We start from the raw sequence: 12,832 nt of genomic DNA, 5'->3' as shown, positions 1-12,832 counted from the left end.
AAATATGATACGAGAAAAAAGGAGCAACGGACATGACCAGAACAAATGAAATTAGCTATATAGAATTGACTCCAGAACAAAGAGAAGAATTACTGGAAGTATTGAAAAATCGTTTTGAAAAAAATATGAATCGCCACGAGGGTCTGGACTGGGAGAAAGTCCAAGAAAAGCTAGAAGATAATCCCGAAAAGCTGTGGTCACTACATGAAATGGAAAGAACCGAAGGAGAACCGGATGTTATTGGCTATGATAACGAAAAGGGCCAATATATTTTCTGTGATTGTTCAGCTGAAAGTCCAAAAGGACGCAGAAGTTTATGTTATGACCGTGAAGCACTGGATTCAAGAAAAAAGCATAAACCTGAAAACAGTGTAATTGATGTAGCAAATGCCATGGGCATTGATCTTTTGACGGAGAATCAATATCGTGAATTACAGAAGCTGGGAAATTTTGATTTAAAAACATCGAGTTGGGTGGAAACACCGGCTGATATAAGAGAGCGTGGCGGGGCATTATTTTGTGATAGTCGTTATGGTCACGTTTTTGTCTATCATAATGGCGCCGATTCCTACTATGCAGCGAGAGGGTTCCGTGGCCTGCTAAGAGTTTAAAGTTTCAGAAGCAATTTCGATTCAGGTAAGCAGTGGATAGTAAAAGAATGTTAATGAAGAGCAAGGACACTGGATAAAGGGATCTGTGTCCTTTTCTTTTGTTTGTACTGGTGAATATATAGAAACCTTTTTATTTCTGAACCGTATGATTAGGTAAGTAGTGAGGAGATTGTTGAAGAAACGACAGAAAGCAAGGGTTGGTGGAACGCATGAAAGTAAAGGGGAACATCCTTTTTTTTCTAATTTGTGTTATCGGTCTTTTTCTGGCTGGTTGCTCTTTTTTGGAGGACAGGGAGAGAGTGAACGGTTTGTTGTCAGATGAAGAAGATAAATATTCGTTATTTATTACAGGTCCACTGGATTCTATTACATATGAAATCCTTGAAGAAAATAATATTAGAAACGTTAATACGATCAGGGTAGAAAATTCATTACAATATGTCCAGGACCGATATGGTGCCTTGAACATAGTAAGGACTCCTGCTTATGTCGTACTAAATGACAAAGTGGCAGTTTATAAAACCTATGATATGGAGGACCTGTTTGATTTCTTGCAAAACAATGAACCGACTGATTAGGAGTGTATGTAGTAGCCAGTAGGTATAATTGTTAGGAGTTTTTTTATATTTTTATATGTAGGAAAAAGATAATGGAGGAAAATTACTGTATGAGGACATATCTGTTTGGTGTGTTATTGTTATTGGCGGGCTGTGAAAACACTGCGGAAGAGGTAGTGAATCTAGCGACAGAAGCTGAGGCGGAAGAGGAAGTTCAGCAAAAAGTAATGCTTGAGCATGAAACCATGGAGACATATAGCGTCAATGGACAATCGTTTGAAATTATCCCTTATCTTCAACCTTATTTAGACTTTATGGAAGAGCTTGAATCAACAAAAGGTAATCGTGAGGAACTGTTTGTATCCAGTGTCGTCAAGCCTTTTAGTAAAGAAATCTATGGATATGAATATTCCGTCAAGGACGATCCCTTCTACATCCCCCCAGTTAATACGGATATTCTTAAGGAAATGATTAAACAGCTAGATGATCAGTATGAGGAGATTAGTAGATTTATAAAAGAGGGATTAGAGGACTCGACAGCTTTACTGACTGGCTTTGAAAAGGTCAGGATCTATCTTCAGCCACATAGTCCGGATTTCAATTATTTAGAAATGGGTGGCGTAGTGGCATTTGCTGCAGATAAGGATGTCATGGTCCTGCAAATAGACCCGCGCAAGTATACAGAAAAAAGCATTAAACAAACTATTGCACATGAGTTTCATCATATAGTGACGATGGAAGTGTCCGACTGGTCATATCGACAGCAACATCTTTTAGACAGGGTGATTATGGAAGGAAAGGCGGACAGTTTTGGAAAATTAGTATATGAAGACTATGATGTAGCATGGATTGAACCTCTGAGTTCTGAAGAGACGAACAAAGTTTGGGGTTTCATTGAGGAAAATAGGTTTCATACAACATGGAAAATTTAACCATTTTACATATGGGACGCCCTTCATCAGGCATTCCAAAGTGGTCAAACTATAGGATTGGTTATCGAATTATGGGGGATTTCTTGGAAAATAATCCTGGTGTGACTTTAGAAGAATGGACTAAGATGAGAGCGGAAGAGATATTGGAGTTAAGTGGATTTGAAGAAGGTGAGTAGGTGGGACAACTAGCCTTCTCTAGAGCTATGCAAAGATGAAAGGGGGAATACAGGAATGGGTGAAATGATTTTTCAGTTAGTTCTTTTTACACTTTTAATCGTAGGGAGTATCTCTTTTACTCTATTTATTAGAAGATTTTTGATTAATGCTTCTTATAAAAATGAACGGTTATATAATATCGAGAAAAAGTTGGATGCAATTATGGAGAAAATGGAGGAAGATAAAATTAAACAGTAGGGGGAAGCTGATGAATCAAATAAAGTATCAAAAGCGTTGGGACTTAGAGAGTTTATTTATGGGTGGGAGCGATTCAGCATCTTTCTTACTACATATCAAACAATTAGAAAATAAGATTAGTGAATGGGAAGTTATGATATTTCCTACTCTCAAGACAGTTGATGATGCATATGAAATCGCGGAGATACTAGGTTTTATTGGAGAAGTTCGTGCAGAACTATCTCAAGCAAGCTCTTTCATTACCTGTCTCCTTGCACAAAATACAACAGACCAGCAGGCACAATTACTAAGGGGACAGATATCTACTTTGCAGGCACGGTATGATGTTGTTATACAGCAGATTCAGAATAACCTAGTGAAAATAAAGCCAGACCTTTGGACGAAGCTTCTTGAAACCGAAGAGCTAAAGGGATTTAAATACATTCTTACCAAGTGGCGTGAGCATTCAGAAGCCCAGCTATCGTCTGAAGCACAGAAGTTATACTCTGCTTTATCATTAGACGGTTATCATGGTTGGGGACAGTTATATCAATCTTTCATCAGTACGATTAAAGTGAAGGTGAAATTAGGTGAGAGCGAAAAGGAATTTTCAGTTGGTCAAGCTATTAATTTGCGTTCTCATCACGATGAAGCAGTTCGTAAAGAAGCTCACTTTGCATTAGAAGTTAAATGGGATGAAACAAAGGATCATTTTGCAAAAATACTCAATCATATTGCAGGCTTTCGTCTGCAAGTCTACCAGAATCGCGGATTGAAGAATGTCCTTGAAGAACCTTTGATGAAAAACAGAATAAAACCGGAAACACTTGATACTATGTGGTCAGCTGTTTCGAAAGCTAAAGAGCCTTTTATCAGCTACCTTAATCAAAAGGCAAAGATACAAGGAACTCCCAAAATGAGATCTTATAATTTTTGGGCTCCTATGTCAGTTGTTAATAAAGAGATAAGATTTGAAGAGGCGGTTGGAGACATAATCGAACAATTCAGTAGCTTTGGACCTGAATTGGAAGCACTTACTAAGCGGGCAGTAGCTGAAAATTGGATTGAAGCTGAAAACCGAGTTAATAAATCACCCATAGCTTTTTGTGCAAGTTTCCCCATGTCAGGTGAATCAAGAATATTTATGACTTTTGGTGGCTCCATGGGGAATGTTTTAACTCTTGCACATGAACTAGGGCATGCCTATCATAATCATGCGATGGGTTCTGTAAATGGTTTGAATAAACAATATCCAATGAGCATCGCTGAAACTGCTTCTACATTTTGCGAGCTGATTTTTTTAGATGCTGCAATTCAAAAGGCTCAATCTGATGAAGAGAAATTAACGCTACTTGATGAAAAGCTAAAACGCAGTGTCATGAACTTTATGAATATACATTCCAGATTTATTTTCGAGAAGAGGTTTTATGAAGAGAGGGAACAGGGGATTGTTTCGTCTGAGAGGCTTAATCAACTGATGAAAGAATCCATTAATGACGGGTATTGTTCTTCAGTTGATCATTCCTCCATCCATTCCTGGATTTGGACGCCACACTTTTACAACACAAAAGAGCCTTTTTACAATTTCCCATATACATTTGGGTATCTTTTTGCCTTATCTATCTATGCAAAGTGGAAAGAAGTAGGTGCTGAATTTGAAAAGGATTTTATCAATTTACTCCGGGATTCCGGAAGCATGTCTACAGAAGACCTGGTCATGAAGCATTTAGGGGAAGATATCACTTTAACTTCTTTCTGGGAAAAGGGGATTCAAATTTGTTTGAAAGATGTAGAAGAATTTAACATGATTTCTAACTTTATAAATAGGTAAGTTGAAGTAAAGGAGAGAGCATCTATGAAAATTAGACAACTATCAGCAACTGATGCAGTGGACTATAGGGATGTAAGGCTAGAGGCACTGAAAAACAACCCTGAAGCCTTCAGCTCAAGCTTTGAAGAAGAGCTAGAATATGGTAGTGAAGTATATGAAGGTAGGCTGTCCCATGAGCACATTTATACCTTTGGAGCATTTGTGGAAAATAGGTTGGTAGGTACGGTGACCTTGATATGTGAAACCAAAAAGAAAATCAAACATAGAGCTACCGTTGTGGCGATGTACGTTTTACCTGAACAGAGAAAGTCAGGTGTTGGAAAAGCGCTCATGAACGAGGCGATCACCAAGGCAAAGGAACTAAAGGACATAGAACAAATCTATCTTGCGGTTACAGCAAACAATGAACCTGCAAAGCGTCTTTATAACTCCCTAGGATTCGATACTTATGGTGTGGATAAGAACGGGTTGAAAATAGGTGACGCCTATTTTGATGAGGATCTGATGGTGTTAACGGTATGAAAAGTAGAATTAGAATGATAGGATTTCTTTCATAAAGAAATGAACAGCTACGTGTCCTGCTGTTCATTTCTTCTTTAATGATATTTATCTGTTCTCTTTCGCCAACTCAAAATCCTTTCTTACTTTCTCCAAAACCTCCGGATCAGTCAGTAGCTTCAATCCGGTCAGGGCCAATGCTTCCGCCCCTACCAACAGAGCGTGGTCACCTTGTGGGGAGCGGGCTGCTGCCTTGAACTCTTCCGTATGGCCGACCAATGTTTCCGGACCTATTTTAATGTAAGGGTGGATGGTCGGGACCACTTGGCTAATGTTACCGACGTCAGTAGAACCGATTCCTGCTTTCCCTTCCAATACAACGGTTTCTCCAAGTGATTCCACAATCTCTTTGTAAACTGCATCCAAGCTCTCATTCAATACGATATTGTCGACCTCATTCTGGAATGCGATGACATTGAGTTTTGCTCCGGTGGTAATAGCAGCACCTTCCGCAATGGTTTTCACTTTGCGAGTTACTTCATTCAATCCTTCTCTAGTTGCAGCCCTGATATAGAAGCGTGCTTTTGCGTATTCCGGCACGATGTTAGGTGCATCGCCACCATGGGTGATGATGCCGTGAATCCGGACATCACTAGTAACGTGTTGACGCAGTGCATTGATGCCATTGAACAATTGAATGACAGAATCAAGTGCGTTGATACCTTCATGTGGGGATGCAGCAGCATGTGCTGGTTTTCCGATAAATTCAAAATCTAGTGGATCGACTGCAAGTGTCGGACCGGTGAGTCTTGTCGCATTACCTGGATGGACCATAAGGGCTGCATCGAGATGCTGTACTAGACCGTGTTTGACGAAGCTTCCTTTTGCACTGCCATTTGGACCGCCTTCTTCTGCAGGGGTACCGAACACCGTGATTTCTCCACCAGTTTCATTCAAGACTTTACTTAATCCGACGGCAGCTGCGACACTCGTGGTACCAATGATATTGTGTCCGCATGCATGACCGATGCCAGGGAGTGCGTCATATTCTGCAAGATAACCGATGGAAGGCCCAGGTTTTTCGGACTTTTTAGTAGCGATGAAGCCTGTTTCGTGTCCTGCCACATTTGTTTTCACTTCAAATCCTTCATCTTTCAAGATAGAGGTAAGAAGGGAGGAAGCGAATAATTCTTCGTTTCCGATTTCTGGTCTCTCGTGAATTTGATGGCTGGTTGAAAGGTAGAGTGCCTGCTTTTGTTTAATGTCCTCTTTGATAACCAGTGCTTTTTCGTCTACTTTGTTAATCGTAACGGTCATTTTATCCACTCCTTTTTATTCTCCTTCAGTATCCACGCCAATTTCACTTAATGGAACAAATGTCGGGATGGTGCTACCTTTGTATTCTTTTTCAATGAATTCTTTCACATCATCTTCTTGATATAGTGCGGCAAGTTTCTGTAAATCTTCACGATTTTTATCCTCGGTACGGGCGGCAATGATGTTGATGTATGGTGTTGCCGTATCATCTTCATGGAAAATGGAGTCCTCAGTTGGATTGAAGCCTGCATCTACCGCAATCCCGTTATTGATGATAGATGCCGCAACGTCTGGTAAAACACGTGGCGTTTGACCTGCAACTACCGGGATGATTTCAAGATTCTTCGGATTTTCCACGATTTTGTCTAATGAACCGTTCCCGTCAAAATCGTCTGCTAATGTAATAAGCCCGGCTTCTTGAAGAAGTAAAAAAGCTCTGCCCATGTTGGTCGCTTCATTCGGTACGGCAATCTTACCGCCTTCAGGAATATCCTCGACCTTTTCATACTTCTCTGAGTAAAGTCCCATTGGTGCGATAACGGTTGTGGCAATCGGTGTTAGATCTAGATCATGCTCCTTGATAAACGCTTCAAAGTAGGAAATGGTCTGGAATGCGTTAGCATCAAGTTCCTTTTGTGCCAAAGCAAGGTTCGGTTGTACATAATCGGAGAAACTGACAATCTCAATGTTTAGTCCTTCTTTTTCCGCCTTCTTCGCTACAAAGTCCCAAATTCGATTGTCCGTACCGCTTACTCCGATTTTAATGGTGTCACTGTCATTGGAGCATCCTACTGTTGTTAGTAAAAGAACGGTTAAAATAAGATAGCTAAGTAATTTTTTCATGATGTTTGTCTCTCCCTATCGTCTTCTGATTTTTTTGGATAAAATGTTTCCGGAACTTTGGATCGCTTGGACCATTACGACCAGGATGGCAACGGTGATGAACATGGTGACTTCATCAAATTGCTGGTAGCCGTATGTAATCGCAAGGTCACCGAGTCCCCCGCCTCCAACGGCCCCGGCCATTGCCGAAGCGCCAATCAAACCGATGGTTGCGATGGTGATGGCAAGCACCAGGGAACTCAAAGCTTCAGGTAACAGGAAACGGAAAATGATTTGCCTTGGAGTAGCACCCATCGCCTCTGCGGCTTCGAGTACACCTGGTTCCACTTCCAATAACGAATTTTCTACTAATCTTGCAAAATATGGCGCCGCATAAAAGATGAGCGGAACGGTTGCAGCTGCTGTCCCAATGGACGTTCCCACTATCAATCTCGTAAGTGGGATGATGGCAACAAGTAAAATGATGAAGGGTATCGAACGTAGAACGTTGATGACCGGATTTAGAAAGTTGAATAATACGGTGTTTTCGAGAATGTGTCCCTTTCTCGTCACAACCAACAGCACACCAAGTGGTAAGCCGATCAGTACGGAGAATAGTAGGGAAAAGCTGACCATGGATAATGTTTCTAATAAGGCGTCAATAATTTGATCGGAACTAACTCGCATGTGCATTCACCTCTTTCACTAATACTTTTTCTTGTTGTATGAAAAACAAAGCGCGTTTGATTTCAGTAGGTTCCCCTTTTAACTCCACAACCAGGTTTCCAAAAGGAATACCTTGCAGTTCGGTAATGTTCCCGAAAAGGACATTCACATCGACATGGAATTTCTTCGCCACCTGTGAAAGGAAAGGCTGGCCAGCGGAGGCACCGACAAAGTTGATTCGGTAAATGCCTTGGTGATCATCTTTTTGGCTCACTAGATCCCTGATCGATGCAGGCAACTTATCGTTCAAGACAGAACTGACGAAGTTCCGTGCAGTCGAGGTCTTTGGATTGGAAAATAGGTCAAAAACCGAACCATGTTCAATGATTTTGCCTTTTTCAATGACAGCCACCTTATCACAAATATCCCGGATGACTGACATCTCATGGGTGATCATCAGGATGGTGATCTTGTATTCTTGGTTTATCTTTTTCAAAAGCTGAAGGATGGAGCTTGTCGTTTGTGGATCAAGTGCTGATGTAGCTTCATCACATAGCAGGACGGAAGGGCGTGTTGCCAAGGCTCTTGCAATCCCTACTCGTTGCTTTTGGCCACCAGACAGTTGGTCAGGATAGTTATCCTTCTTATCACCTAGCCCTACAAACTCAAGAAGCTCCTCGACCCTTGTTTGGATGTCTGCTTTTTTAGCATTACTGATAAGAAGGGGCATTGCCACATTTTCGTATACCGTTTTCGAGTTAAGTAAGTTGAAGTGCTGAAAGACCATGCCAATCTTTCTTTTCGCATCTCTCAGTTTGTTGGGCGTGAGTGTTGAAAGATCGACTCCACCGACGAGAACTTTACCGGATGTAGGCCTTTCCAGCAGGTTTACACATCGGAGGAGGGAGCTTTTTCCTGCACCACTGAATCCGATGACTCCGTAAATTTCGCCCTCTTCAATGCTCAAGTCGATGCCATCAAGTGCATGTACTTCCTGTTCAGCACTCTTGTAGACCTTTTTGACGTTTTGAAATGTAATCATGATGTTTCCTCCCTTTTGGAAAATAAAATGCCCTTTTCTTGAAAAGACAAGAAAAGGGCATCGTTATGTACATGCTCTCTCTTATCTTTCAAGCCAGTGCTTGATGGAATTGGCACAGTGCTTAACGAGCAAGCCTGTTGCCGAGGTTTCAAAGGGCCAGTCCCTCCACCTCTCTGGATAAGAAAATAAATTTATTCAATTGGAAAACTCGGGTTTGAAATACAAAAAAACCTCTTCTTAACAGGTAAGAAGAGATCAGCGCCCGTGCATGCTTATGCTCTTCTTATCTTTTCAAGCTAAATTGCTTAGCTTGAAGGAATTGGCACAGTGCTTAACAGGTAAGCCTGCTGCCGAGGTTTCAAAGGGCCGTTCCCTCCACCTCTCTGGATAAGAAAATAAGTTTTTTATTTGAATGATGATAAGTTTATAACGGTTTTTGGGGGATGTCAACGTTTTTTTTAGAATATAAAATCTTTTCGGAAGAGGTTTATTAAAAGTGCTGTATGATAAGAGTAGAATCTATTAAACTAAAATATATACATATCCCAGGAGCAACCATGAAAAATCAATCAATTTCATCCCATAATATTAGAGTCATGTTCTTGATCCATTTTTTCGGAACCATCAATTTTATTGCGCCGGTACTTACACTATTTTATTTCGCCCGGGGACTCGAGCCATCACATATTCTCCTTCTTCAACTTTTTTGGAGTGGGGCGGTTCTATTGGGAGAAGTGCCGGGTGGAGTGGTAGCGGACAGGTATGGTGCAAAAGCTTCCTTTTTGATTGGGGTAATTCTTAAAATCATGAGTTTAACCGTGTTAGTCTTCGCTCATGATCCATGGATGTTTTTCCTGTTCAGTGCATTAAACGGCTTTGCGGTGACCTTTTTCTCGGGTGCAGATGAAGCGTTAATCTATGAGTCTTTGAAAGAGGACCATGACCATCATCGGATGGACCGAGCGATGGGGAAAATCCAATCGGCAGGGTTCGTGTCGATGATTCTTGCTGTTGTTTTTGGCGCGTATCTGGCAAGGGACCTCCAAGAGGAGCAATTTGTCTTTTTGATTGTATTGGGAATGCTATTTCATCTAGTTGAGTTGATTCTCATCCTCTTTGTAAAAAGTCCAAAGAGCAGTGGCTCCTATCGGGATCATCCGTTTACCCAAGTGGCTTCTGGCATCAAAGCTATCCGCAAGGCTCCTACTCTTCTCTTGTTGTTTGTCAATTTTACACTCGTGTTCATTGCGGCTGATTCTGTTTATGAAGCATTCAATCAGCCGATCTTTATCGGTGCAGGTCTGCCGGTTGTGATGATCGGGGTCTTGTACGCACTTGCGGCAGTTGGGGGATTTGTTGCCTCCCAGTCGGTTGGATGGTTAACAATCCTTTTTTCCAGAAAGCTGTTAATGGGTGTCACAGGTGGTTTGGCGGCACTGGGATTATTCTTCTCAGCTTTATTTGGCGAATCACTCTGGCTGGTCATCGGCGCCTTTTTCGTCTTGAGAATCGGTCAGGCAATTCGAGGTCCAATCTACTCCCAGTTAAAAAACGATTTGATTCCATCCAACATACGTGCCACGACCCTTTCCCTGATCTCGGTGCTTGATTCTGCTTTCGACCTGTTCATTTTTGGCCTTCTGTCCATAGCCGCGATGAAAGGCGTGAACGGAATCCTTCTGGCAAGTAGTTTCATAGCTTTAATCGGGACACTAACACCTTTGCAGAAGAAGGTAAAGGAAAGGGCAGAGAATGGGAATAAGACAGCCTAGCTTGGGAAAAGTCCCCATCTTTGTTGAAGAATTTTAAGAATGGATTTGAAACAGTTAACGTAATTAAAAATGAAATAATAAAAGGGGGAGATTTAGATGTCCATAACAGAGGGGTTTATAGAAGTGACAGGTGGGAACGTGTGGTATCAGAAGCATGATTCCAACACCGATAAAGCACCGGTGATAGTTTTACATGGAGGGCCAGGCTCTTCGCATTATTCCTTGCAGGGCCTACGGGTACTGGCAGAGGAGCGGCCGGTAATCTTTTACGATCAATTGGGGTGTGGCAAATCTGATCGACCAACTGACACCACATTATGGAATCTAGACCGCTTTGTGAAGGAATTAGAGCAAATTAGAAAGGCACTTTCTTTAGATGAATTCCATGTTCTTGGCCATTCATGGGGCACTACTTTAGCTGCTGCCTACTACTTGTCGGAATCAGAAGGAGTGAAGAGTATCATCTTCTCAAGTCCTTGCTTGAGTGCTCCGTTGTGGGCAGAGGACCAGGAAAGAAACCGGAAACTGCTGCCACTGGAAGTGCAACAGACTTTAAGAGAATGCGAGGAAAACGGCACAACCGACTCGAAAGCCTATAAGGACGCGACAAAGGTGTTCAATAAGCATTTTGTATGTAGACTTGATCCGTTCCCGGAGTTCCTGAAAAAAGGGGCAGACTATAAAAATCCAGAAGTGTACAATATCATGTGGGGACCATCCGAATTCCATGTGACCGGAAACTTGAAGAATTTTGACTGTACCGCTCAATTAAAGGATTTCAACATCCCCACACTATACACATGTGGACGTCACGATGAAGCAACTCCTGAATCAACAGAGTACTTTAGTTCATTAACGCCAGGTGGAAAGTTTCATGTATTTGAGCAGAGTGCACATATGCCTTACCTTGAAGAGCCGGAAGAGTATGTGAAAGTGATTGGGGATTTTTTGCAGTCTGTAGATTGATAGACAGACAAAGGACGCATTCCGTTTAGATGGAATGCGTCCTTTAATTGAAAAAGGCTGGGTTATCCTACATTAACTTCCAATACTGCTAGGGTTACTGACGACTTTATCTTCCTGGTTAGCAAGGATGATATAATACAGGAAAATGGAAGTTGAACCAATCAGGGCGGAGTATCCGAGTACACGATAAAGTACAAAGCTATCAAAGTTCTCGATGATGCTTCCCCCTGCAAGGGAGCCAATCATGCCACTCAGACCAAAGACAATGGTGATGAAGAAAACATGACCAGTTGCCTGCAGCTCTTTTGGAAGTATTTTTGTGACATATTGAAAGGCGGCTAGGTAAAACAATCCAAATGCGACGCCGTGGAATAGCTGCAGAAACAGAATCATCTCAGGGGTCGTGATAACGGACATGAGAAACCAGCGCAACGCATATATGAGTCCGGATAATCCAATGAAGAAAAATTCATGGAACTTTCTGAACCAGAGCCAGCTTGTGGCAAGGACGATCACTTCCACCATGATCCCGATAAAAGTGGCCAGGCCAATTAGCGATTCCTTTCCTCCAAGCTGAACAATATGTATACCCAAGTAGTTATCATTTGTCCGATGGGTAACTGAGATGAACATAACCAGCAGGAGAAATCCCATTATTTTAGCATCCGCTCCCAGTTTCACAGCATCCATAAGAGTGACCTGCTTTTTGGAAGTGGTCTTTATATCGGAAATTTTAAGACTGATAAGGAAGGTGAAAAAACCGAAAAATAAGAAGGGATATAAAATATTCTGAATCCCGATGACAGCAAATATATATCCGCTGATTAAAGCGGTAAGTCCAAATCCAAAGGCCCCCCACATTCTGATCGAGCCGAATGTTCTGCCTTCCTCTGTAGCGGTCTTGAGCGCTAGACTTTCTGCCAATGGATTGATTGGCGAAAGAAAGCAGAAGAACAAAAACATCACTACGACAAATGCGATAAAGGATTGAACCTGAAATAATGCAATACTGACAGCAATAGCTCCTGCAATACATACAATTAAAGTCTTCTTTGTTGATCTCCATCTATCACTCATAAATCCCCATAGAGGCTGGGTCAGAATCGCCGCAAGAGGTCCAACCGCAAGTAGTAACCCAATCTGTGAAGTGGGTAATCCTATATCACGAAAATACACAGGCAAATAATTACCGGTGATGGTAATGGTGGAAAAACTGAAAAACAAAAAAATCATCAAAGTAGTACTCTTATTTTTTGTAAACATATAAAGCCCCTTGTCTCTAAAAGATTGCCAATAGCTATTTTAGCATCAGGCAGAGTAAGAAAGAAATAGGTCATTGGATGGACCGTGGTTTGGACGATGTTGTCAAAATGGGCTCATAAAATAAGATACTCTAAGACATACTTAGAAATGAGGTCTGTGGAG

At 41.6% G+C, this 12,832-nt stretch carries 14 protein-coding genes and 2 riboswitches; of the genes, 9 read left to right on the top strand and 5 right to left on the bottom strand.

What is annotated here, in order from left to right; genetic code table 11:
• Positions 1-32 precede the first annotated feature (32 nt).
• The 7 genes from EKQ44_RS16630 to EKQ44_RS16605 all read left to right on the top strand — a co-directional run bounded on the left by EKQ44_RS16630 (position 33) and on the right by EKQ44_RS16605 (position 4,846).
• Positions 33-611: a DUF4256 domain-containing protein gene (locus EKQ44_RS16630; RefSeq protein ID WP_237664673.1), complete on the top strand. Its 579-nt coding sequence runs from the start codon at positions 33-35 to the stop codon at positions 609-611.
• Between the two features lie 299 nt (positions 612-910).
• The gene (locus EKQ44_RS16625) at positions 911-1,189 is read left to right on the top strand and encodes a hypothetical protein (RefSeq protein WP_237664672.1); all 279 of its coding nucleotides are present in this window, start codon (positions 911-913) and stop codon (positions 1,187-1,189) included.
• An 89-nt stretch (positions 1,190-1,278) separates the two neighbouring features.
• Positions 1,279-2,100 carry a DUF2268 domain-containing putative Zn-dependent protease gene (locus EKQ44_RS21495; RefSeq protein ID WP_269151705.1) on the top strand — a complete coding sequence of 274 codons (822 nt, stop codon included), beginning with the start codon at positions 1,279-1,281 and terminating at the stop codon, positions 2,098-2,100.
• Positions 2,088-2,276 carry a DUF2268 domain-containing putative Zn-dependent protease gene (locus tag EKQ44_RS21490; protein ID WP_269151704.1) on the top strand — a complete coding sequence of 63 codons (189 nt, stop codon included), beginning with the start codon at positions 2,088-2,090 and terminating at the stop codon, positions 2,274-2,276. The genes EKQ44_RS21495 and EKQ44_RS21490 overlap by 13 nt, the downstream gene beginning before the upstream one ends.
• A 55-nt stretch (positions 2,277-2,331) precedes the next feature.
• Positions 2,332-2,514 carry a DUF4083 family protein gene (locus tag EKQ44_RS16615; protein WP_237664671.1) on the top strand — a complete coding sequence of 61 codons (183 nt, stop codon included), beginning with the start codon at positions 2,332-2,334 and terminating at the stop codon, positions 2,512-2,514.
• A gap of 10 nt (positions 2,515-2,524) precedes the next feature.
• Positions 2,525-4,324 (top strand): M3 family oligoendopeptidase, encoded by a 1,800-nt coding sequence (locus tag EKQ44_RS16610; protein WP_237664670.1) that lies wholly within the window; start codon positions 2,525-2,527, stop codon positions 4,322-4,324.
• A 24-nt stretch (positions 4,325-4,348) separates the two neighbouring features.
• Positions 4,349-4,846 (top strand): GNAT family N-acetyltransferase, encoded by a 498-nt coding sequence (locus tag EKQ44_RS16605; protein WP_237664669.1) that lies wholly within the window; start codon positions 4,349-4,351, stop codon positions 4,844-4,846.
• Between the two features lie 84 nt (positions 4,847-4,930).
• On the opposite strand, the gene EKQ44_RS16600 is transcribed toward EKQ44_RS16605, so the two are convergent.
• The 4 genes from EKQ44_RS16600 to EKQ44_RS16585 are packed head-to-tail and all read right to left on the bottom strand — an operon-like array spanning position 4,931 to position 8,669.
• Positions 4,931-6,139 carry a M20 family metallopeptidase gene (locus tag EKQ44_RS16600; RefSeq protein WP_237664668.1) on the bottom strand — a complete coding sequence of 403 codons (1,209 nt, stop codon included), beginning with the start codon at positions 6,137-6,139 and terminating at the stop codon, positions 4,931-4,933.
• Between the two features lie 15 nt (positions 6,140-6,154).
• The gene (locus EKQ44_RS16595) at positions 6,155-6,982 is read right to left on the bottom strand and encodes a MetQ/NlpA family ABC transporter substrate-binding protein (RefSeq protein WP_237664667.1); all 828 of its coding nucleotides are present in this window, start codon (positions 6,980-6,982) and stop codon (positions 6,155-6,157) included.
• A 15-nt stretch (positions 6,983-6,997) separates the two neighbouring features.
• Entirely contained in the window at positions 6,998-7,648 is a 651-nt protein-coding gene (locus EKQ44_RS16590; RefSeq protein WP_237664666.1) for a methionine ABC transporter permease, read from the bottom strand.
• Positions 7,638-8,669, bottom strand: a complete 1,032-nt coding sequence (locus tag EKQ44_RS16585) for a methionine ABC transporter ATP-binding protein (protein ID WP_237664665.1) — start codon at positions 8,667-8,669, stop codon at positions 7,638-7,640. The genes EKQ44_RS16590 and EKQ44_RS16585 overlap by 11 nt, the downstream gene beginning before the upstream one ends.
• Before the next feature lie 78 nt (positions 8,670-8,747).
• Positions 8,748-8,853, bottom strand: a riboswitch (SAM riboswitch).
• Between the two features lie 96 nt (positions 8,854-8,949).
• Positions 8,950-9,063, bottom strand: a riboswitch (SAM riboswitch).
• A 163-nt stretch (positions 9,064-9,226) separates the two neighbouring features.
• Between EKQ44_RS16585 and EKQ44_RS16580 the strand changes: the two genes are divergently transcribed.
• Together EKQ44_RS16580 and EKQ44_RS16575 are read left to right on the top strand one after the other, a co-directional pair.
• On the top strand, positions 9,227-10,441 hold the full coding sequence (locus tag EKQ44_RS16580) for an MFS transporter (protein WP_237664664.1): 1,215 nt from the start codon (positions 9,227-9,229) through the stop codon (positions 10,439-10,441).
• A gap of 96 nt (positions 10,442-10,537) precedes the next feature.
• Positions 10,538-11,407, top strand: coding sequence for a proline iminopeptidase-family hydrolase (locus EKQ44_RS16575; protein WP_237664663.1), 870 nt, complete (start codon positions 10,538-10,540; stop codon positions 11,405-11,407).
• Positions 11,408-11,479: 72 nt separating this feature from the next.
• Here EKQ44_RS16575 and EKQ44_RS16570 read toward each other — a convergent pair whose 3' ends face one another.
• On the bottom strand, positions 11,480-12,670 hold the full coding sequence (locus EKQ44_RS16570) for an MFS transporter (protein ID WP_269151703.1): 1,191 nt from the start codon (positions 12,668-12,670) through the stop codon (positions 11,480-11,482).
• Positions 12,671-12,832 lie beyond the last annotated feature (162 nt).

Source organism: Sutcliffiella horikoshii (assembly GCF_021991925.1).
Lineage (GTDB): Bacteria > Bacillota > Bacilli > Bacillales > Bacillaceae_I > Sutcliffiella_A > Sutcliffiella_A horikoshii_F.
This window is presented reverse-complemented; position numbering and strand designations above follow the sequence as displayed.